Source organism: Alcanivorax sp. VBW004 (genome assembly GCF_009718865.1).
Taxonomy (GTDB): Bacteria; Pseudomonadota; Gammaproteobacteria; order Pseudomonadales; family Alcanivoracaceae; genus Alcanivorax.
In genome coordinates, this window is record NZ_WNHC01000001.1 from 3470458 (window position 1) to 3492749 (window position 22292).

Consider the following 22292-nt stretch of genomic DNA (forward strand, 5'->3'; position numbering starts at 1 on the left):
ATGTCCACAGAGCCATCGTCGTTATACTGCAACTGCTCACTGCGGCTTCCCAGGGTCACATCCTTGAGCTCGGTTCCACCATTGTCGTAGGGGCGACGGGTGTTTTCGCTATACAGGGTCACCGACCAGAACTGCTTGACCGGCACATCCTTCGGCACTGTCACTTTATAGGTCTTGTCGGCACGCAGAAGATTACCTTCACTGTCTCGCTTGGTGGTCATGTAAACCTGCCCGGCCCCTACCGGCGGGTTCACCATCCCCTTGGAACTGTAAACCGCCTCATAGAACCACGTGGTTCGTTCATCCAGCTCAACTCGCGTCTCGGTTTCCTGCGGCACGGAAAAGTCATAGCTTTTGTACCAGTAAGTGCCATCCCACCAGGGCTTGGTGTAACGCGGCGTAATCTGGATGTTGCGCGCCATCAATTCACCCAGCGCAGCCCCTTTGAGCAAGATCTCTTTCTGCCGCTCCGTGGGATTGAACGGCTGCCCTTTTTCTATTCCCAGGGGTTTCAGCATTGCCGTCCAGGCCTTGTCGATTTTTCGCACCGGCTCATGATTGATAATGTCTGCCAGGGATTCCCAGTAGGCCATGCCACGCGGGGCCGTTCCGCTCCACTCCACATCCTTGTTCTCGATGTAATTGAACGGTTTCAGGGTTTCGCCAACCCGCCCCATCTTGAATTCCGATTTGAAGGTTTTCATGTACTCGGGATCAGGATCGAGGATTCGCAAGGCAATGACCAGAAAGTTGGAAACACTCTGGAAAGTGTAGACACCCTCTTTCTCGTACTGACTGACATCATCTTCTGGCCCAACGATAATAAAGGTGCCGCCCTGGGCTTTCTCCGGACCGGTCTGCCCGATATCCGTTACCGTTCGCTGCCAAACATCCACAAACCCGCTCGCTGTTGCACCCGCCGGGTAATCAAACACCACCGGGCCCGCTTTCAGGTCTACGTAGCCAAACATGTAGGGAACGGTCAGGTTCCCGGTAACGATACCGCGCTTTTCCTTGAGCGAACTCAACACAACAATATCGTGCTCTGAGTCCAGCCCGTAGGCATCCACCAGCCCTTTTTTCTGGGCCACCACGCTGACCATGGGGGTGCTCCAGATATATGCCTGGGACGCACGCTGCAAATCCATTTCATCGTACAAACGCTGAGAGACATCTTCATCGAAGTAACTGTCAACCAGTTCGATATTGCCAATGGGCGTATCGATCACTTCATCGCCATGCAAGGTGGCTTCCCCCAAGGGCACGGTTTTTTCTTCCCCCTGCGAGCATCCGGCAAGGCCGGCCAGAACAAGAAAGAAACCCGCTCCCAGCAGAGCACCCGAACCGTTCCATTTCATATCATTCTCCTTACTTTAAATCACGCCAACAGTCGGTGGCAGCGAACTCATACCTGAAAATCACGGCCACAAGACACTCTTTTCCCTTCCAGCTTTCGCATAAATAAAAACGCCCGACTCCGGTGACACGGAAATCGGGCGTCTCTGCTACTTCACGCGCATGTCTCTTGCACGCTCTCAATCATCGCTATGGCGTTACGATGTTGAACCAGAACTCGAAGTCATCCAGGCAGGACATCATTTCATTCAGTGCGCCCTGCTCCCCGGAGACCGTCACATCGCCCTTCTCCATGGCTTCTTCCAGGGTGATCTGCTGAAGCATGAATGCATCCAGTGTCTCACGGCTCAGTGAAACGGTGGCATCCGCCTCATCAAACTGGCGACCTTCGGTGTGATTCAACACCCCATGCACCATTTCCACCGCATACTGTTGCTCGATGTCGGTAAAGTCGAAGTTGAGCTTGATATGCTTGCCTTCGGCCTTGTCGCTGTTCAAGCGCACGGCCAGGAAATCGAAGAACAGGCCCAGGTCCATGGCACGAACGGTGTCCGGGCTGGCGGTATTGGGCGTCGGCAATTGCGCCACACCATTGCGCAGTTCCTGGGCGCCGCTCAGGTAGAAGTTACGCCACGGACCACTTTCTGCCTGATACCCCATCTGCTCCAGCGCGTCGGCTTGCAGGTTCTTGGCTTCCTGGTTATCCGGGTCGGCGAAGACGGCATGATTGACCACTTCCGCCACCCAGCGATACTCCCCTTTTTCGAAGTAGTCACGGGCCTTGTCCAGCAACGCATCCACACCGCCCATCATCTCCACGTAACGCTCGGCCGCATCCGCCGGAGGCAGTTCGTGCAGGGTCGCCGGGTTGCCGATAAACCAGCCCAGGTACATAACATAGGTGGCCTTCACGTTGTGGCTGATGGAGCCGTAGTAACCGCGGTTGGAAAAGTTCTTGGCGATGGCATCGGGCACTTTGATCTGCTCGGCAATCTCCAACATGGTGTAGCCCTGATTGGCCATGCGCAGGGTTTCATCATTGATGAAGCGATACATATCGCGCTGCAAGGCAATGTGTTCGTTTACCTTGTCCTGCCCCCACACCGGCCAGTGGTGCATGGCGTACATGACTTCCACCTCGTCGCCCCACATGTCCAGCGCCTGGTTCAGGTACTTGGACCAGGCCAGCGGATCGCGGATCTTGGCGCCACGCAGCGAGTAGGTGTTATGCAGGGTATGGGAGGAATCCTCGGCCGTGTTCAGCGCCTTCTTTTCCTTGATGTAGTAGAGCATCTCTGATGGCGCCTCGGAGCCCGGCGCATAGAGGAATTCATAAGTCAGCCCGTCAATCTTGTGCACTTCACCGGTCTTCTCAATGATCGTGGTGGGCGGGATCAGGGTGACCGTACCGGCAGAGGTCGTGGAGCCCAGGCCGGCGCCAACCTGGCCTTCCTCGCTGGGCGGCAGCAGGTTGCCATACATGTAGCTGGCACGACGACTCATGACGTTACCGGCCATGACATTCTCGGCAACGGCAGCCTCAAGAAACCCCACCGGAGCGTAAATTTCTACCTTGCCGGCTTTCACATCGGCTTCGTCAACCACACCACGCACGCCACCGTAATGATCCACATGGCTATGGGTATAGATCACCGCCACGACCGGTTTTTCCGGCCGGTGCTCATAGTAGAGATCCAGAGCCACCTTGGCTGTTTCCGCAGAGATCAGCGGATCCATGATAGTCAGGCCCTTGTCACCTTCCACGATGGTCATGTTGGACAGGTCCTGATTACGCACCTGATAAATGCCCTCAGTGACTTCGAACAGGCCGGAAATATTCAGCAGCTAGGACTGGCGCCATAGGCTGGGGTTGACGGTGTCCGGTGCATCGGCGCCTTCCTTGATGAAATCGTACTTGGCCGGATCCCAGATCAGGTTGCCGTCTTCACCCTTGATCATGGCTTGCGGCAACGGAGCGATAAAGCCCTTGTTGGCCAGCTCGAAGGAGGTGTTATCCGAGAAAGGCAGATAGTCTTTCAGCGCCTGATTACTTTCCTTGGTAGCGGCCTCAGCGGGCTTGGGGCCTTCTTTCTCTGCCGGAGCCTTGTCAGATTTTTTCTGCGGCGCCTTTTCCGCTACCGCCGGTTGGCCGGCCTCTTTCTGTTGCCCGGCCGATTGTTCGCCTTCGTCACCACAGCCTGCAAGCATCAGGCAGGCTGTGAGACTGGAGTAGAGCAGTACGCTTTTCATAACAGCATTCCTTGTTGGAGAGTCCTTGATCAAGGTCCGGCAATAGCTGTACCCATATGCCCACCTGAAAATCCATCATCCCGAAAGGTATTCAGGGTGTAAAGATTTGATATTTGCGCCCTCCAGCCAGCCTGATAGCCAGGGAATACCGGCGCTAGCGGGAAGGTATGCAACAAGGATCCCAGCATCCAGCACGGTTATTTCAATGCAGTGAATCACCGTGAATAGCCCTGAACAGAGAGCCAGTTCACGAAAAGCAAAAGACGAACCGCTTGAGCGTAATGCTCTGGCTTCATGGTCAGGACTGCAGCCTGAAGGAGGGGAGGGACGGCCTAGTCCGCCCTTGAGATGGTTTCCTGCAATATCGTCATGTCCATATGGCTCTCCACCATATCGGCAAGCCGGTCCAGTTGCTGCTCCCGGTGAGCGGCATAATCTACGCCGCGATTATCGTGCAGACCGGCCCAGGCAAGGATGGCGTTGCCACTGTCTGCCACATCAAACAAACCGTGCAGGTAACAACCCATCAGCTGGCCATCCTCACTCATGGCCCCATCGTATCGGTCACCCAGCATCAGCATGGGGCGGCTCAGAGCCTCTCCGCGGGTAATGCCGTTATGAATTTCGTAACCTTGAACAGGCGAACCTGAGGCCAGCAGCTTTCCCGATGTATTGGCAAGCTGCTTGCCCGCTATCAACTCGGTGCTCATGGCCAGCCAGCCCAGCCCCTGGCTGCTACCGGGGTCACTCTCCAGCCCCTGGGGGTCATCAATCCGTTCGCCGAGCATCTGAAAGCCACCGCAAATACCCAGCACCTTGCCGCCGTAACGCAAGTGCCTTTCGATCTGTTTGTCCCACCCCTGTTCACGCAGGAAAGCCAGGTCCGCACGGGTGGCCTTGCTGCCGGGGAGGATCACCAGATCCGCCGCCGGCCAGGGCTCGCCCATTTTCACAAAACGCAGGTTGACCTGCGGATGTAGACGCAGGGGATCAAAATCATTGTGGTTACTCATACGCGGCAACAGCGGGACAACCACATTGAGCGCATCACTTTCGTGTTCGCCCTGTTCATCCACCGCGTCTTCCGCATCCAGGGTCAGGCCATGGAGATAGGGCAACACTCCGAACACCGGTTTGCCGGTGCGCGCTTCCAGCCAGTCCAGGCCGCCTTGCAGCAAGGAAATATCGCCCCGGAAACGGTTGATCACAAACCCCAGGGTGCGCTGCTGTTCGCTTTTCGACAAAAGATCCAGCGTACCGGTGAGGTGCGCAAAGACACCGCCGCGATCGATGTCCGCCACCAGGATTACCGGGCAATCCACCATTTCGGCAAAGCCCATGTTGGCAATGTCGTTATCGCGCAGATTGATTTCCGCCGGGCTGCCCGCGCCTTCGGCGATGATCACATCGAACCGGGAAGACAAATCCTGCCAGGCCGCCAGCACCGCCTGCCGGGCGGTCGCCTTGTAGGCGTGGTAATCCAGCGCCTGCATATTGCCCAGCACCTGGCCGCGAATAATGACCTGGGCACCCATGTCGGTCTGCGGTTTGAGCAACACCGGATTCATATCACTGTGTGGCTCCACCCCGCAGGCCAGTGCCTGCAACGCAGTCGATCGGCCGATCTCGCCCCCATCCACGGTCACCGCACTGTTCAATGCCATGTTCTGCGGCTTGAACGGCGCCACCGAATAACCGCGCCGGGCAAACCACCGGCACAACGCCGCCACCACCGTGCTCTTTCCCGCATCGGAGGTGCAGCCCTGCACCATTAGCGCAATCATGAGCGACAAGCCTCAAGCCGCAAGCTACAACATGAAGAACACCATGAAGAAGACCGCAGCACTATCGCCGCGTCGCAAACGCTAGAGGTTATTCGTGTGGCATGACATACCTGCTTGCAACACCTCTCTCGCGTTGCAGCTTGTAGCTTGTAGCTTGCAGCTTTCCTCACAGCCCCTCCCCTTCGGCTTACCTGGTTTCGCTATTAATTATTCATTATTAACTATTAATTAAAGTTCGACTCCCTTCTGCGCTTTCACCCCCAGATCCTTGAACGCATGCTTCACCACTTTCATCTCGGTCACCGTATCCGCCAGTTCAATCAGTTCCTTCGGCGCATAGCGACCGGTGACCACGGCGTGCTGCATGGCCGGGCGATTTTGCAGGTCGTCCAGCACCCGATCCAGATCAAGGTATTCGTAGCGTAATGCGATATTGAGTTCATCCAGCAGCACCATGTGGTAGCTATCGTCCTGGAGCATGGCACTGGCGATATCCCAGGCAGCATTGGCGGCCGCCACGTCGCGCTCCCGGTCCTGGGTATCCCAGGTATAGCCTTCGCCCATCACGTGATAATCCACATTGGGAAGTTCTCGGAAAAATGCTTCTTCGCCGGTACTGAAGGCACCTTTAATAAACTGCACCACGCCCACTTTCATGCCATGGCCCAACGCCCGCGCCACCATCCCGAAACCGGAACTGCTTTTGCCCTTGCCCGACCCGGTCAACACCAGCAGGATGCCCTGCTCCTTGTCGGCATTGGCGATACGGTCGCGCATGATTTCCTGTTTTTTGGCCATGCGCCAGGCATGGCGTTCGGGGGTTTTCGCATCGTCACGCATGGTCGTCTCCTGTGCGGGAAAGGGAATCCTGATCGGAAAAAATCGCTTCAGCTCGAAAATGGCCGTTAAAGATATCCGCCACCACTTGCGGGGCCGACGGAAAATAGCCGTGGAAGAAACTCGCCACCAGGCCCTGGTCCTGATAGACCGGCTCGCCTTCCGTACCGGTTTGTTTCTGGCTGAAAACAGTGGGCGTTAACGGCGTCGACAAACAGCCATAGTGGAAGGTATGCCCGCGCAGCTCCCCCTGTGGAGTGGCCAGCGCCTGCATGCCCAGCCCCTGCAGTTTTTTCGTCAGCGTCGCTTCACCCGGCAACAGCCCGAAACCGGCATGGCGTTTTTCGTCACCATCGATCAGGGTTGCCATGCAACTCATCAAGCCGCCGCACTCGGCCAGAATCGGTTTGCCAGCAGCGTGGTGGTCGCGAATGGCGTCGCCCATGAGCGTATTCATCGCCAACGCTTCCCCGTGCAGTTCCGGGTAACCGCCCGGCAGCCATAGCGCATCTACCTGGGGCAACGCGGCATCCTGCAATGGGGAAAAGAACGTCAGGGTTGCCCCCATCTGACGAAGCACATCCAGATTGGCGGGATAAATAAACGCAAACGCGGCATCACGGGCAACACCGATATGGCAACCTTCCAGCAAGGGCGGCAACGGTTCGGGAGCGGGCGCAGAAAAGCGTACCGCCTGTGGCAGCCGGTCCAGGCCGGCGTCTTGCAACACCGCTGCAGCCTCATCCAACAGCGCATCCAGATCGGCCAACTCATGCGCCTGCACCAGCCCAAGGTGTCGTTCAGGTAATGTCATGGCCGCGTGCCGTGGCACCGAGCCCAGCAAGGTCACCCCCGCCGGCATCCCTTCACGTACCAGGTCACCATGGCGCTGACTGGCCACCCGGTTGGCGATCACTTCATTTACCATCAGGTCATCGCGATAACTGGCCAGCCCCAACGCGACGGCACCGAACGTTTGCGCCATGCCCCAGGCGTCGATCACCGGCAAGGCGGGGATACCCGCCAGCACCGCCAGATCCGCACTGGATGGCGTGCCGTCGAATAGTCCCATGGCACCCTCCACCAGAATCAGATCAGCCTCTTGCGCGGCCTGCGCCAGCCGCCAGCGGCATTCATCCTCACCGGTCATCCACGGTTGCAACTGGTACACCGGCGCGCCGCTGGCCTGCTCCAGAATCATCGGATCCAGATAGTCCGGGCCGAACTTGAACACGCGAACCCGGCGCCCCGCATTGCGGTGCAGCCGGGCCAGCGCTGCGGTAATCAGGGATTTACCCTGCCCGGAACCCGGTGCGCTAATCAGCGCCGCCGGCACCGTGGCATTCAATAAGGTTGCCATCGTAGAACTCATTCTCGTTTGATTTTCCAGCCACGCCGAATGCGCTAGCCGGGGACAAACACCGGCGCACCATTCACTTGTGCCACCACCAGCTTCTGATCGTAAAGACGTTCCAGCGCCTCCGGCACCAGCATGGCGTGCGCCGGGCCGAAGCACAGCTCGCCGTCCGGATAGAGCAGTAGCAGGTGATCACACCAGCGGGCGGCCAGGTTCAGATCGTGCAGGCACATAAACACCGCCGCGCCGTTATCGGCCTGTTGATTCAACAGTTCCATAACGGCCACTTGATGATGTAAATCCAGGTGATTGGTGGGTTCGTCCGCCAACCAAATCGTGGGTTGCTGGGTCAGCGCCGTGGCAATGGACACCCGCTGCCGCTCGCCGCCGGACAAGGTACTCACCAGGCGATCCTTGAGCAGGTTCAGCGACAACGCAGACAAAGCCTCTTGAGCGAAGCGAATATCCTCGGCGCTCTCGCGTTGCCAGGCAGCCAAAAAAGGATGGCGACCAATCAAAACCGTTTCCATCACCGTGGCAGGGAAGCTGTCCTGGCGCTCCTGGAACACCACCGCCACTTGCCGGGCCACATCCCGGCGCGACAGGTTTGCCAGTGGCGAACCATTGAGACTCACCTTGCCACGTCGCGGTGGCCGCAAACCCGCCAGGGTATGCAGCAACGACGTTTTGCCCGCCCCGTTCGGTCCCAATACACCCCAACGCTGGCCGGATTTCACCTGCAAACCAAGAGGCTCACCATCCGCACGACCCGGGATATCGACAATCAGATTTTCAATGTCCAGCACCGCCATGGCGCTCTCCGTTTGGTGTCACAGGTTCCGGGCAATGTCTTTGCCGATCCATCAGCGGTTTCGATGCAGCAAAAACAGGAAAGTGGGCACCCCCAACAGGGCCGTAATTACCCCCACCGGCAACTGTTCCGGCGCCATCACCGTGCGCGCCAGGGTATCGGCCACGGTCAGCAGGGTACCGCCGGCCAGCACACTGGCCGGCAGGATGATGCGCTGATCATTGCCCAGTAGCAGCCGCAGCATGTGCGGCACAATCAAGCCGACAAAGCCCACACTACCGGCCGTGGTCACTGCCACCGCGGTCAGCAGGCTGGCGAGGATATACACCAGCCACTCCAGCGGCTTTACCGCAATGCCCAACGCAGCCGCCTGCAACGGCCCCCGCGCCAGCACATTAAGGCTGCGCCCCAACGGCAACGTGAGCAGCACCGCCGGAACCAATACCAGCCAGGCACCATAGGGCGCCCGGGCGTAACTCAAATCGCCCATCAGCCAATACAGCATGCCCGGCAGTCGATCCGCCGGGCTCATGGTCAACATGAAGGTAATTACTGCGCCCCAACCGGCGGCCACCACCACGCCGGTCAGCAACAGTCGCGTCGGGGTCCAGCCACCGCCACCTTGCGCCAGACCAAACACCAGCAGGGTGGACAACAGGGCGCCGGCAAAGGCTGAGCCGGACACCAGCGCCAGCCCACCCCCAATCAACATGGCCCCCAGCGCGCCGACGGCCGCACCACCGGAAATACCCAGCACATAAGGATCCGCCAGCGGATTGCGCAACAGCACCTGCATCAGGGCCCCGGCCAACGCCAGCAGCCCCCCGGTAGAAAAGGCCGCCAGCGCACGGGGGGCACGCAGCGACACGATCAGTTCCCGGTACAGTTCACTGCCGCCACCGGTCGCCACCGCCCACAGGTCCTGTAGCGAAATCGACACACTGCCCACCGCCACCGACAGCAACAGCGCCAGCAGCCCCAAACCCGTCAGCCCCAACAGGGCGGGAAGCGCCCGCTGCTTACTGGCGGGCACGGGCAGAATCCAGATGCCGGCACAAGGTACGGGCACCGGTCAGCATTTGCGGCGTGGGCCGCTGCAATGTGGAGGGCGAAACAAAAAACAGATTGTCGTTTTTCACCGCCTGCAGGGTGGCAAACTGCCGCCAGGGATCCAGCCAGCCGGGGTCATCTTCGCCCATGCCCCCCGCAACGATGGCCTGCGGGTTTTTCTCCAGCACCGACTCCTTGCTGATACGCGGCGCCAGCGTGGGTAGATCGGCGAACACGTTTACTCCGCCACAAACCTGAATCGCTTCACTGATCAGATGCTCGCGGTTCACCGTCATCAACGGCTCTTCCCACACCTGATAGAACACGCTGACTTTCGCCGCATCCGCGTAACGTTCACGCAGGGCATCAATGCCGGCGCGGAAAGCATCCGCCGCACCCTGGCCAACCTGTTCCGTCCCGGCCAGCCGGGCAAACCGTTCCAGTGTGGTGCTCACATCGGCAAACCGGCGCGGTTCGCTGTAATACACCGGCAAACCCAGGGCCTGCAGACGTTCCACCTGGGGCAACGGATTGCCACTGTGCCACGCCACAATCAGATCCGGTTCCAGCGACAGCACCGCCTCCAGATCCAGGCGTTTGTAACTCCCCACTCGCGGTAATTTTTTCGCCGCTGGAGGGTAATCACTAAAACTCACTGCACCGACCATCTGCTCACCGGCCCCGGCCGCAAACAGCAGTTCGGTGGCTCCCGGAGACAAGGCGATAATGCGGCTGGCCGGTTTTTCCAGGCAGAGTTCACGCTGGGTATCGTCGGTGACACACACCGTCGCCATGGCCGTGTGAAACAGGGCCAGCATTGGCAGCAATAACCCCCAGCGTAAAACGCGCATCCACTCACTCCATCTGATGTTCCCTGCACTACCTATCGTAGCGCAGGCTCAACATTACCGAACGCCCTGCGTTCATATAGTTCCAGCCACCAAAGTTCTGTGCGGTGGTGTATTCCTTGTCGAGCACGTTTTTCACCGCCAGGCGTGTGGACCAGTTGGGTGCGAAATCCCAGCCCGCCCGCAGATCCAGCAGACCGAAGCCGGACAGCCGCACGTCGTTATCGGCATCGTTATAACGGTGTCCCTGCAAGACCACACTGCCGCCCAGGGAAAACTCGCCCAGGGCCCGGTCCAGGTCAAAACGGAAACTGCGCTGGGACTGACGCTGCAGCACCAAACCGGTGTCCCGGTCTTCCGGATCCTGAGCCGTAAAGGCCGCGCCGGCACGCCACTGGTTGATCTCCATGCCAACGGCCACTTCGGCACCACGAATACGTGCCCGGTTCACATTGAACGGTGCGTACCGCCCTCCTTGCAAGGCATAGGCAATCAGGTCATCCACTTCCGTCTGGTAGGCGGCGATGTCCCAGAACCAGTGCTGATACTGGCCTCTTGCCCCCACTTCTGTGCTTTTTGAGCTTTCCGGGTCCAGTTGATCATTACCAAAGCCCGGGAAGTACAGATCATTGAAGGTGGGCGCACGGAAGGCGGTGCCATAGCTGGCCCGGAGCCGATGGTGACTGTCCAGCTTGTAGCCCAGCGCCAGGCCTCCGGTGGTTTCACTGCCGTAGGCTTCGTTGTCATCGTAGCGACCGCTGGCCTGCACATCGACGTCACCAAAGTTCAGCAACAGCTGGGCAAAACCGGCGGTGTTTTCACGTTCGTCTTCCAGATACAGGGTCGTGCTGTCCACCAGATCCTGCAGGTAATCGGCACCCACCACCAGCTGGTGGTCCCCCAGCGCAAAAACGTTCTGCCAGTTCGCCGCCCGGCTGCGGGTGTTGAAGATGCTGTCCCGGTCCCCGTCGGTGAAGTTTTCATTGTCGTCACGGGCATCGCTGAGAATCAGTTTGCTCAGCCAGTTTTCCGTCACCCACAGCTGCCCCTTCACACCGGCAATCTGCATGGCGTAGTCAGTCACTTTTTCCTGCTCGGGGGTACTGCCTTCAAATTCGGTACTGCCCGCCGCGCGAAAACCGAACACGCCGATTTCCGCGTCGTTATCAAAACGGTGGGTCAGGCGAGCTACCGCAGACGTGTTGTCGTAACCGCGATCTTCGCTGCCCTCACGGATTTCCGTGCCATCGGTATCGAAGCGGTCCACGGCCACGTTATAGCGCGTGCCATCCTGCTCGCCCTGGGCGCCGGCGGCGACCCGGCGACTGTTGAAGGAACCCCCGCCCAATTCCATCCAGCCGCTTTGCTCATTGCTCAGATTGCGGGCTCCCGGGGTAAAGACCTGCACCACACCGCCCACCGCATCGGCGCCATACAGGCTGCCACGGGGGCCGCGCACGATTTCGATACGGTCAATCAGCGTGGTGGGCAAAAACTGCCAGGAGGGGCTACCGGCGGTGGCGGAACGCAACCGCACCCCATCGACCATCAGCAATGTGGAACTGCTACCGGTGCCTCGCAGGTACACACTGGTTGCCTTCCCGAAGGCACCGTTACCAGTGATATCCACGCCGGGTTGCCCGCGCAGCATCTCGGTCATGTCCTGCGGCTGGCGCTCACGCAATTGCTTTTCATCGATCACCGTCACCGACGACAACGAGGCCTCCGTGGTGCGGCTGGTCAGCGTCGGCGTGACCACCACCGGATCGAGCATGGAAACGCGCAGGGCGGCAGAATGATCGGACTGTGCGGGCTCAGCGTAGGCAAACAGCGGCCACACAGACAAAGACATCGCGGCGCAGGCCGCAACGGAACGAAACAACATTGGAAGATCCCCCTCTGCCGTGCCCACCCGCACGGCCTGGATTTAGCCGCAGCAGAACAAGCACAGGGAGACAGGCGCCATCGCGCCAACACACCCCGCATCGCCCACCGCAACGCCTGGTTGGAAGTCGCAGAGAACTTCCTTACCTTCTGGCCGGTCTCCGGGCTGATGAGCGAGGGGCAACCTCTCGACAGTCGCCTTCCCATGCAAAAGCACAGTGGCGTTTCGACTGTCGTTTACTCAATCACCGTTGCGGGGGCAGCGTCGGATTTAGCGCCTGAGGCTCTCACCGACTTCCCGTTTAACCCGCCCTGTGTTCAGGGAAGGCACCGAAAGGTGGCGCGAAAATACCAATGGCGGGGGGAACAAGCAAACACAAAAAGGCTTCATGAAAGGAACTCACGTTGGCTTGAGCAAAACCTCAAGCCAACGCAGACAGGGCGGAGCGCAAACGATCCCATTGCGCCTCACTCCCTGCCAGGCCAAACCGCAGGGCTTGCGGCTCGGCAAAATAGCGCACCAGAACGCCCTGCTTTGCCAGTGCCTCGAAGTGCACCTGCGACTGGTCGCCGGGGCACCAGGCAAACAAATGGCTGTCTCCCCGGGGAGACAACCCGGCATCATTCAGCAACCCATCCAGGCGCAGGCGATCCTCACGCAACCGCTGGCGCTGCTGTTGCTGCCAAGCCTGATCCTTAACCGCCTGCGCCATCACATACCGCGCCGGGTGGCTCATGGCCCAGGGGCCCAATGCCTGCTGCAAGGCGTGACACAGCGCCGGTTCGGCGACCATCAGCCCGGCGCGTAATCCGGCAAGGCCAAAAAACTTTCCCAGGGAGCGCAACACAACCAGGCCGGTCAGGTGCGCATCCGTCGCCAATGACTCCCCCATGCTGGCATCCAGAAAGGCTTCATCCACCACCAGCCAACCACCGCGAATGGCCAGCTGCTGGTGCCAGCGCCGCAGCGTGGCGCCCGGCAACAGGGTTCCGGTTGGATTATTGGGATTCACGCATACCAGCACGTCCAGACCTGTCAGTGCTTTCTCAACCTCGTCCACGGTCAGCAACACCACCTCATGGCCACCCCGTTGCCAGGCGCGGGCGTGCTCGGCGTAGGCCGGTGCCACAACGCCCACCCGACAGGGCGATCGCAGGGCCGGCAAGGTTTGCAGCGCAGGTTGGCTACCCGCCACCGGCAGACAACCGGCACCCGCGGGCAAGCCCAGCCAGTCACGAGCCACCGCGTCCAGGCCATCATCGTCCTCCGGGAGACGCTGCCAGACCGACTCAGGAATAGTCGGCACGGGATAACCATACGGGCTGATGCCGGTGGATAGATCCAGCCAGTCGCTGCGCGGAATCCCCCATTGCCGGGCGGCCTGATTCAGGCGCCCACCGTGTTCCAGCCCTTCCGGCAATACACTCACAACAGCGCCCCCGCGATAAGCACCGCCAGCCACAGCACCAGGCTACGCCGCACCAGCACAATGGCCGCGTCGATACTGTTCGCATCTGCTGTGCGGCCTTTGCCCAGCAACGGTTTGTCTTTCCAGCCGCCGTGATGCGGCGCCCCGCCGCCCAGCTGCACCCCCAACGCCCCGGCACCCGCGGCCATCACCAGCCCCGCATTGGGGCTGTCACAGGCACCGGCCTGTTGCCGCCAGCAGCGCAACGCCAACCGGCAACGGCCATGCAATCCACCCACCAGCGCATAACTCAACGCCGTCAGCCTCGAAGGCAGCCAGGCCAGCGCGTCATCCAGTCGCGCAGCCACTTTACCGAAGCGCTCGAAACGGGCCGTGCGATAACCCCACATGGCATCCAGCGTATTCACTAACCGGTGCAGCACCGCCCCGGGCAACCCCGCCAGCACAAACCAGAACAGGCTCGCGAATACCGCATCGGCACCATTTTCCAGTATGGATTCGGTGGCCGCCCGTGCCACCCCTTTGGCATCCAGCGCTTGCGTGTCACGACTGACAATCCGCGCCACCTGCTCTCTGGCCAAGGGCAAATTCTGCGCCCGTAACGGTGCGGCGACCGCACGGCCATGGTCGGCCAAACTGCGCGCGCCAATCACTAGCCACAGCCCCACCACCTGCAACAGCCAGCCGACCCATCCCGGCAGTACCACCAATAGCAACACAATCAGCAACACCACCGGCGTCACCAACAGACACAGCGCAGCAGCCCCATGGAGCACACCGCCCGATGCGTCCGCATTCCAGCGCAATTCCAGCCACCCGGCCAACCGGCCAAACATCACCAGCGGATGCCCGCGACGCGGTTCGCCGACCAGCGCATCCAGCAAAACCGCCGCCACCGCAGCGCTAATCAGGGAAACAGAAAGCATGATTTCAGTGTCATTGTCCGGCATCGATGCGGGGAGTGTACTTGACACTCCCGGTTGCGGGGCAGAGGATTTGCCGCTTTCCGGCCCTGTGCCGCCCTAACCGGAGACGCCCGTGAGCACGCCTTTGCCTTGGCAACTGCCAATTACCGCCCCCAGCGGTAGCCATCGGCAAGCCGCCCTGCACCGCCAGACCCAGCTCACCAAGCCTGCCGGATCCCTGGGTCGCCTGGAGTCTTTGGCCGTCCAGCTGGCCAGCTTGCAGGCCACGGACCAGCCCCAGGCGCAACAAGTGAGCATGGCCGTTTTTGCCGCCGACCATGGCGTCTGCGAAGAAGGCGTTTCCGCCTTTCCTCAAGTGGTCACCGGGCAGATGATTGCCAACTTTGTCACTGGCGGGGCCGCCATCAGTGTTATGGCCGAACAACTGAACGCCGATCTGGAAGTCATCAACCTGGGCACCGTCGCGCCACCACCCATTAGCAACGGCGTTATTGATGAACAGATCGCCCCGGGCACCCGCAACCTGGCTCGACAAGCGGCCATGTCCGACACCCAGCTACAGGCCGCTCTCGCCGCCGGAGATCGCGCCGCCCAACGGGCCGCCGAGCGTAACGCTCACCTGTTTATTGGCGGCGAAATGGGGATTGGCAATACCACCAGCGCCACCGCCCTGGCCTGTGCGCTGCTGGGCGAAGACGCGGCCGTCCTCGCCGGACCCGGCACCGGGCTGACACCGGAAGGGGTGTCCCACAAGATCGACGTGATTACGCAGGCGCTGGCCCGCCACGGCAAACAATCCGACCCATTGGCGACACTGGCCTCATTGGGCGGCTTTGAAATCGTCGCTCTGGTCGGCGCCTTTATTGGCTGCGCGGTCCGTGGCATCCCGGTATTGGTGGATGGTTTTATTGTCTCCACTGCGGCCCTCGCCGCCTGCCGGCTCCGCCCGGAATTACGGGACTGGCTGCTGTTCGCCCACCAGTCACAGGAGCCCGGACATCAGCGCCTGCTGCAAGCATTGGATGCCAATCCGTTGCTGGATTTGTCCTTGCGATTAGGCGAAGGCAGTGGTGCTGCTGTAGCGGTACCGTTATTACGCAGTGCCTGCGCGCTGCATAACCGGATGGCGACCTTTGCCGATGCCAGTGTGAGTAATCAGAACGGATAAATTGTCGGATTACGGCTACGCCTAATACGACCTACGTGAGCGGGAATAGATACCAATGAGCACCACGTTTTTTGACTTGATTCGCCATGGTGAACCGGCTGGCGGTCAGATGTATCGGGGCCACAAGGACGACCCCCTGAGCGAGCTGGGCTGGCAGCAAATGCGTGACGCCATCCAGGCGGAGGATCAGTGGGACCACATCCTCACGTCACCCTTGTTACGCTGCCGGGAATTTGCCGCCGCACTGGCCAGGGAAAAGAATGTACCGATCACTGTCGCTCACGATTTCAAGGAAATCAGCTTCGGCGACTGGGAAGGCAAAACCCGTGAACAGGTAGCGCAGGAATACGGCGATCATCAGGCCAACTTCTGGCGCGATGCAGAAAGCCATCCACCAAGTAATGCGGAAACCGTTCAGGATTTTCATCAACGTATTGGTGAAGCCTGGGCGCTATGGCAGGAAACGCTGAAAGGCCAGCGGGTGCTGCTGGTTTGCCACGGCGGCGTGATTCGCATGGTGCTGGCCCACGTATTGAGCATGGCACCCAGCAAGGCCATGGCCGGTTTCCAGGTGCCCTACGCCTGTCGCTCACAAGTACGGATTGATGACACCGAATTTGGAACCTTGAGCTGCCTGCTATCACACGGCTAGCATTTTTTGTAGGAACGTAGCGTAGCGAAGTAACGACCGCAGGTCGGCCCGAAGGGTGAGCGAAGCGAATACGCCACTTGAGGCGCGAACCGAGCGTCAGCGAGTGACGAGTTGCGAAAAGCAATAAAAACCAAAACCTTTCCGGGTTTTGATTTTCGAGACTCGCTACTCGTAACTCAAAACTGTGTTGTTCGCGCCGCCAGCGACGCTCCTACGGGAAGGGAGTCTAGCCTTTCAACGTCTGCGTAAGCCCCGCCACTGACAGCAGCACCGTATCGCATTTTTTTGCCAGTGACTGATTCAGCCAGCCCAGCTCATCGGCAAAGCGACGGGTTAACGGGTCCATGCCAATGGTCCCCAGCCCCACTTCATTGCTGACAATCACCACATTACCGGGGTACTGCCCCAGCGCCCCAAGCAAACTATCCCGCTCCCGGACGAACGCCGCGTCCCCTGCATGCAGCAAATTACTCACCCACAGGCTCATGCAATCGATCAGGACACAGGGGGCCGGTGACAACGTGGCCTGGCGGTTAAGCAAGGCGCCCAGATGCATCGGCTCTTCCACTAGCCCCCAGCTCGCCGGGCGTCGCATGCGATGGCGGCGAATGCGGTCGCTCATTTCACCGTCGCCCGCTGTGGCCGTGGCCACATAGACCACCGGATCGTTTTGCTCGGTAACCCGCTTTTCTGCCAGTGAACTTTTACCGGAACGAATGCCGCCGAGAATAAGACTGTGTGGCATCAGTTTTTCTTCACGAACTGGGTCAGAATCACAATCCGCTGCCCCTCTACCCGGCCTTCAATGTGCTCGGGGTTATCCTGAACCAGGGAAATATTGCGCACCGCGGTGCCACGCTTAGCGGTGAAATTGGCCCCCTTCACATTCAGGTCCTTGATCAGCGTGACCGAATCACCGGCTTCCAGCACGGCACCATTACTGTCGCGATGCAATTCCCGCGCTTCTTCCGTCTGGCCTTCACCGGTCGCCTGGGCCCAGGCCAGGGTATCGTCATCCAGATACAACATATCCAGCAGATCCTGCGGCCAGCCCTCTGCCTGCAAGCGCGTCAGCATACGCCACGCCAACACTTGCACCGCCGGCACCGGGCTCCACATGCTGTCGTTCAGGCAGCGCCAGTGGTTGGCGTCTTCATTACCCGGGTTGTCCAGCTGGGTCTGGCAGGTTTCACACAGCAGCACACTCTGCTCGGCGGTGCCATCCGATTCCGGCGGCACCGCATACACTGCCAGGGCATTACCCGAGCCACACAATTCACAACACGAATTGGCGCGGGCAAGCAGCGAGGATTCCAGGGTCATGTAACACTCCTTTGTTGGGCGCGCAGTATAGCGGATTTGGTAGCCCCGAACCGGGCGCAGGTGACAGCAATGGTTTTTGGCCATTTCTGCCCCGGTAACAGGTTTCTCGCGTCTATCCGCCCAGCAACCCGGAAAACGATAAAAACAATAACGTATCGCCCGGCGATACCGTGCCACCCACCGGCACCACCGCCAGGCCGTCAGCCCACACTGCAGAGCTGAGCATGCCGGAGCTCTGGTTGGGATGCTTTTTCAGGATCAGCTGGCCGGATTCATACACACACCGCACGCGCAGATACTCCTGCCGCTTGGCCGGTTTTTTAATGGTGAAATCCACGGGTAACGGCATGGCGGTTGGCAGCACCGCATCGGCACCGCAAGAACGACGCAGGGCGGGTAAAACCAGCATCAGATAACACACCAGCACCGCCGACGGGTTGCCCGGCAAGCCAAAAAACGGAATGTCATCAATACGCCCGTAAGTGAACGGCTTGCCCGGCTTGATCGCCAACCGCCAGAAGTCCAGTTCACCATGCTCCGCCAGCACCGCACGCAAATGATCCTCTTCACCCACGGACACGCCACCGGTGGAAATAATCACATCCGGGCGCTGCGCTGAATCGGTAAGCACCCTGGTCAGGGTATTGCGAATAATGGCCGGATCATCGGGCAGGTGCTCACGCTGTACATTCACAAACCCGCTTTGCAGCAACAGCTGCGCCAGTTGCGGCCCATTACTGTCGAAAATTTTCCCCGGTAGCGGCGTCTCTTCCGGCGACTGGATTTCATCACCGCTGGTCAGAATCAACACCCGGGGTGTATTCACTTTTACCGTGGCGATCCCCACCGAAGCAATAAGACCCACCGCTTGCGGTGTCAGCCTGTCGCCCCGTTCCATCACCACGTCGTTGCGACGGGCATCCTGCCCCGCCGGGCGTATATTCTGTCCGGCAGTAACCGTGTCCTTGCCCGGCAATCGTACCCGGGTTTCCGAGATCTCACAGTCCTCCTGCATCAACACGGTATCGGCCCCGGCCGGAACCGGCGCCCCGGTAAATATCCGCGCCACCTGCCCCGGCGCCAGGGTGGCCGGTGCAGCCCCCGCCGCCACCCGCAGCGGCATGGGCCGGGTCAGCCCCGGCTCGTCCAGGTCCGCATGGCGCAGCGCCACACCATCCACGGCGGCGTTATCAAACGCCGGCACATCCACCCGGGAAGTCACCGCCTCAGCCAGATATTGCCCCTGACAATCAGCCAGCGAGATCTCCCGGACCGCCCGGAAGGGGCGCGCCGAATCCAGCAGGCGCGCCAACGCCTCTGCCACCGGCATCAATGTCTGTTTGGATTCCTGCACGTTTCCTCCATGGTGCCGTCGCAGCGGCAGTTTTATCGCCGCACCTGGGCCACAAAATTACAGGGACGGTGGCGGGCATCCAGCTGCTCCTGAATGATGCGGTCCCAACCGGTGGCGCAGGCATTGTTGGAACCGGGCAGACAGAAAATTACCGTGCGATTGGCCAGCCCGGCCAGGCAACGGGACTGGATAGTGGAAGAGCCAATATCCTCCACGCTCACCTGACGAAACAGCTCACCAAACCCTTCAATCTGCTTGTCGAACAGGATCGACAACGCCTCCGGGGTAGAGTCTCGCCCGGAGAATCCGGTCCCACCGGTGGTGAGAATAATCTGGATGTTCTCGTCGGCAATCCAGTCCGATACCACCTTGCGCAGCTGGTATACATCGTCCTTGACGATCTGGCGAGCGGCCAGGGTATGGCCCGCGCCTTCCAGGCGCTGCACCAACAGGTCGCCAGAGGTATCGGTTTCCGGGGTTCGGGTATCGCTGACGGTCAACACCGCCACGGCCAGAGGCTCGAATTGCGCCGCAGGCTTGGACATAGACTCTCTCCTTTCAGATGGCCTAATACTACCACGCTCACCGCCCCGGGCTGGACAGAACAGCACCGATTGACCGTTGCCGACACCCCCTGTTCTGCATTACATCCCGGGGGTAGATTCAATGGACCCGTTTCCATGGTCTCTGCGTGGATGCATGGCGCATGAATTTGCTGCCACAGGACATTTTCTGCAAGAGAGATGTAGTTGGTCTACTTCCGATTAAAGAAGATGTTCTGTGGTAGTGAAGGCTTGAGCCAGGCGCCGCGCAGAGGCCATGGAAACGGGTCAATACAAGGTGTTTATCGGAGAACCGTCATGAACCGTATGGAAGTCGCCCAGCAAGAGGCCGCACAACTGCCACGGATGCCCCAGCGCAAGCTGGAGGATATTCCCGGTGACTATGGCTGGCCGTTACTCGGGCATACCGTGCCGTTCCTGAAGGACTATCAAAAGATGGTCACCGAGCACGCCGCGCAGCACGGGCGGGTCTTCAAAGGCTCGGTACTGTTTCAGCGTGGTGTGACCCTGCTCGGCCCGGACGCCAACGAGTTCGTACTCAAGGATCCTGAGCATGCCTTCTCCAGCCGTGCCGCCTGGAACCCAATTCTGGAAAAACTGTTTACCGACGGGCTAATGCTGCGTGATTTTGCCGACCATAAATTTCACCGTCGCATCATGCAGCAGGCCTTCAAGAAACCGGCCCTGGCCAGCTACCTGGACCGCATGAACAGCCACATCGGCAGCGAGCTGGACAACTGGCCCACCGGCGAAGAACTGCGTTTTCTGGACCATATCAAATCCCTGTTACTGGACGTGGGCGCACAAATCTTTTTTGGCCTGGAAATGGGCCCGGAATCCGACAAGGTAAACCAGTCTTTTATCGATGCCACCGACGCCTCCCTGGCGGTTGTGCGCCTGCCGATCCCCGGTCTGCTGTGGCACCGCGGCATGAAGGGCCGCCGCTATCTGGAGAATTTTGTCACCGGACTTATCCCGCAGAAACGCGCCAGCGATACCCCGGATTTCTTCAGCGAACTGTGCAAGGCGGCAGACGAGGAAGGCGGTCTTTCCGATCAGGACGTGATGAACCACATGATCTTCCTGTTGTTCGCCGCCCACGACACCACTACCAGCACCCTGTGCTCCATTATCTACATGCTGGCCAAACACCCTCACTGGCAGGATGTGCTGGTCAACGAAATGGAAGGGCTGGGCAAGGACACTCTGGACTATGACGACCTGGGGAAAATGGAAAAAACCGGCTGGGTATTCCGCGAGACCCTGCGTATGCGCCCGGCACTGACCACCTTCCCCCGCCGCACCGTCAAGGATGTGGAATACCAGGGCTACACCCTGCCCAAAAACACCCTGGTCAACGTGTCCACGCTCTACACCCATTACATGGAAGAATACTGGAGCAACCCGACCACCTTCGATCCAGAACGCTTCAGCGACGAACGTGCCGAACACAAGAAGCACTTTTACCAGTGGGTTCCCTTCGGCGGCGGCCACCACAAATGCCTGGGGCTGAACTTCGCCGAACTGCAAACCAAGACCTTCCTGTTCCAGTTTCTGAAACGTTACCGTGTCAGCGTCAAACCCGGCTATGAACTGCCCACCCAACAGGTACCGCTGATCATGCCGAAGGATGGGTTACCGGTGGTACTGGAGAAGCGATAAATCAGCACGGCTTCGCCTACAGCTACGAGCTACGAGCTACCAGCTACCAGCTACGAGTTTTTACTCAAAGCTGACAGCTCGTAGCTCGAAGCTGCCTTTATGACTGCTGAAACAAATGCACATCCCGCTGCGGGAATGGAATGGTGATGCCGGCCTTGTCGAAGGCGTATTTCACCTGCTCGAACAAACCAAAATACACCGGCCAATAATCCTCCGAATTCACCCACACCCGCGTCAGCATATTGATGCTGCTGTCCGCATGGGCGGAGACAAAAATATTCGGGTCGAATTGCTCACCGCTGAGGATACGGCCGTCATTATCAATGACCGACTGGATCGCAGCCCGAGCCTGCTCAATGCTGTCGCCGTAACTGATACCAAATTCGATATCCACCCGCCGCTGCGGCTCCACAAAAATATTCTTGATGCAGCCGTTGGACATCAGGCCGTTAGGGATCACGATGCGCTGGTTGTCATAGGTAATCAGGATGGTGTTGAAGATCTGGATATCCCACACCCTTCCGGTATATCCCTGCGCCTCGATAATGTCCCCCAAACGGTACGGCTTGAAGAACAGGATTAGCACCCCGCCGGCAAAGTTGCCCAGGCTGCCCTGCAGCGCCAGCCCCACCGCCAGGCCAATGGCACCGAGCATGGCAATAAACGAGGTGGTCTCCACCCCGACCATACCTGCCACGGCCACCAGCAACAGGATTTTCAGCAGCACGTCGATAAAACTGGTCATGAACTTCTGCAGGGTGTCGTCCACCGACTTGTGGCCCAGTACCCGGTTCATGCCCTTGATCACCCGCTTGATGATCCAGAAGCCGACCACCAGCGTAACCACCGCCAGCACCACCTTCGGCAGATAGGCCATGCTCAGCTCGATTGCCTTGTCCAGATACGGCTGGATTTGCTCCATATCCATGATTCCCTTCCTTAGTGAGTTATGTAGACCGTTAAAATACCACCAAGACGTCATCCGCAAACCGTCACTACGTCAGAATTTGCCAATATTTACCCTTGCCCCATTGCCC

20 protein-coding genes and 1 riboswitch are annotated in these 22292 nt (G+C 59.5%); of the genes, 3 read left to right on the forward strand and 17 right to left on the reverse strand.

Annotation, left to right across the window (positions count from 1 at the left end):
• From F1529_RS15775 to cbiB, 12 genes are all read right to left on the reverse strand, one after another.
• The coding region (locus tag F1529_RS15775; RefSeq protein WP_155137641.1) for a DUF1254 domain-containing protein at positions 1-1358 on the reverse strand (1358 nt) is incomplete at its 3' end.
• A gap of 187 nt (positions 1359-1545) precedes the next feature.
• A complete protein-coding gene (locus tag F1529_RS15780; RefSeq protein WP_370457054.1) occupies positions 1546-3153 on the reverse strand; it encodes an alkyl/aryl-sulfatase in 1608 nt (535 codons plus the stop codon).
• A 48-nt stretch (positions 3154-3201) separates the two neighbouring features.
• Positions 3202-3606 (reverse strand): hypothetical protein, encoded by a 405-nt coding sequence (locus F1529_RS17640; protein ID WP_230457818.1) that lies wholly within the window; start codon positions 3604-3606, stop codon positions 3202-3204.
• A 332-nt stretch (positions 3607-3938) separates the two neighbouring features.
• The gene (locus F1529_RS15785; protein WP_155136217.1) at positions 3939-5390 is read right to left on the reverse strand and encodes a cobyric acid synthase; all 1452 of its coding nucleotides are present in this window, start codon (positions 5388-5390) and stop codon (positions 3939-3941) included.
• 228 nt (positions 5391-5618) lie between these two features.
• The gene (gene cobO / locus F1529_RS15790) at positions 5619-6230 is read right to left on the reverse strand and encodes a cob(I)yrinic acid a,c-diamide adenosyltransferase (RefSeq protein ID WP_155136221.1); all 612 of its coding nucleotides are present in this window, start codon (positions 6228-6230) and stop codon (positions 5619-5621) included.
• A complete protein-coding gene (locus tag F1529_RS15795) occupies positions 6223-7587 on the reverse strand; it encodes a cobyrinate a,c-diamide synthase (RefSeq protein WP_155136224.1) in 1365 nt (454 codons plus the stop codon). Before F1529_RS15795 ends, cobO begins: the two co-directional genes overlap by 8 nt.
• 44 nt (positions 7588-7631) lie before the next feature.
• Positions 7632-8396 (reverse strand): ABC transporter ATP-binding protein, encoded by a 765-nt coding sequence (locus F1529_RS15800; RefSeq protein WP_155136227.1) that lies wholly within the window; start codon positions 8394-8396, stop codon positions 7632-7634.
• Positions 8397-8447: 51 nt separating this feature from the next.
• Entirely contained in the window at positions 8448-9428 is a 981-nt protein-coding gene (locus F1529_RS15805; RefSeq protein ID WP_290516622.1) for an iron ABC transporter permease, read from the reverse strand.
• Complete coding sequence (locus F1529_RS15810; RefSeq protein ID WP_155136230.1) at positions 9415-10296, reverse strand: cobalamin-binding protein; 882 nt, start codon at positions 10294-10296, stop codon at positions 9415-9417. Before F1529_RS15810 ends, F1529_RS15805 begins: the two co-directional genes overlap by 14 nt.
• A gap of 28 nt (positions 10297-10324) precedes the next feature.
• Complete coding sequence (locus tag F1529_RS15815; protein WP_196220420.1) at positions 10325-12178, reverse strand: TonB-dependent receptor domain-containing protein; 1854 nt, start codon at positions 12176-12178, stop codon at positions 10325-10327.
• A 133-nt stretch (positions 12179-12311) separates the two neighbouring features.
• Positions 12312-12527: riboswitch (cobalamin riboswitch) on the reverse strand.
• 72 nt (positions 12528-12599) lie between these two features.
• The gene (gene cobD, locus F1529_RS15820) at positions 12600-13607 is read right to left on the reverse strand and encodes a threonine-phosphate decarboxylase CobD (protein WP_370457055.1); all 1008 of its coding nucleotides are present in this window, start codon (positions 13605-13607) and stop codon (positions 12600-12602) included.
• The gene (gene cbiB / locus F1529_RS15825; protein ID WP_155136233.1) at positions 13604-14533 is read right to left on the reverse strand and encodes an adenosylcobinamide-phosphate synthase CbiB; all 930 of its coding nucleotides are present in this window, start codon (positions 14531-14533) and stop codon (positions 13604-13606) included. The genes cobD and cbiB overlap by 4 nt, the downstream gene beginning before the upstream one ends.
• Positions 14534-14645: 112 nt before the next feature.
• Here cbiB and cobT point away from each other — a divergent pair, with 112 nt between their 5' ends.
• Together cobT and F1529_RS15835 are read left to right on the forward strand one after the other, a co-directional pair.
• Positions 14646-15701: a nicotinate-nucleotide--dimethylbenzimidazole phosphoribosyltransferase gene (gene cobT / locus F1529_RS15830; RefSeq protein ID WP_370457056.1), complete on the forward strand. Its 1056-nt coding sequence runs from the start codon at positions 14646-14648 to the stop codon at positions 15699-15701.
• 55 nt (positions 15702-15756) lie between these two features.
• Positions 15757-16353, forward strand: a complete 597-nt coding sequence (locus tag F1529_RS15835; RefSeq protein WP_155136236.1) for a histidine phosphatase family protein — start codon at positions 15757-15759, stop codon at positions 16351-16353.
• A gap of 226 nt (positions 16354-16579) precedes the next feature.
• Here F1529_RS15835 and cobU read toward each other — a convergent pair whose 3' ends face one another.
• The 4 genes from cobU to moaB all read right to left on the reverse strand — a co-directional run bounded on the left by cobU (position 16580) and on the right by moaB (position 19575).
• Positions 16580-17098 (reverse strand): bifunctional adenosylcobinamide kinase/adenosylcobinamide-phosphate guanylyltransferase, encoded by a 519-nt coding sequence (cobU, locus tag F1529_RS15840; RefSeq protein ID WP_155136239.1) that lies wholly within the window; start codon positions 17096-17098, stop codon positions 16580-16582.
• The gene (locus F1529_RS15845) at positions 17098-17676 is read right to left on the reverse strand and encodes an alkylphosphonate utilization protein (protein WP_155136242.1); all 579 of its coding nucleotides are present in this window, start codon (positions 17674-17676) and stop codon (positions 17098-17100) included. The genes cobU and F1529_RS15845 overlap by 1 nt, the downstream gene beginning before the upstream one ends.
• 112 nt (positions 17677-17788) lie before the next feature.
• Positions 17789-19030, reverse strand: a complete 1242-nt coding sequence (gene glp / locus F1529_RS15850) for a gephyrin-like molybdotransferase Glp (protein WP_370457057.1) — start codon at positions 19028-19030, stop codon at positions 17789-17791.
• Between the two features lie 32 nt (positions 19031-19062).
• On the reverse strand, positions 19063-19575 hold the full coding sequence (gene moaB, locus F1529_RS15855; RefSeq protein ID WP_155136245.1) for a molybdenum cofactor biosynthesis protein B: 513 nt from the start codon (positions 19573-19575) through the stop codon (positions 19063-19065).
• Positions 19576-19890: 315 nt separating this feature from the next.
• On the opposite strand from moaB, the gene F1529_RS15860 reads away from it, so the two are divergent.
• Positions 19891-21255, forward strand: coding sequence for a cytochrome P450 (locus F1529_RS15860; protein WP_155136248.1), 1365 nt, complete (start codon positions 19891-19893; stop codon positions 21253-21255).
• A 97-nt stretch (positions 21256-21352) separates the two neighbouring features.
• On the opposite strand, the gene F1529_RS15865 is transcribed toward F1529_RS15860, so the two are convergent.
• Positions 21353-22183: a mechanosensitive ion channel family protein gene (locus tag F1529_RS15865; protein WP_155136251.1), complete on the reverse strand. Its 831-nt coding sequence runs from the start codon at positions 22181-22183 to the stop codon at positions 21353-21355.
• Between the last annotated feature and the right edge of the window lie 109 nt (positions 22184-22292).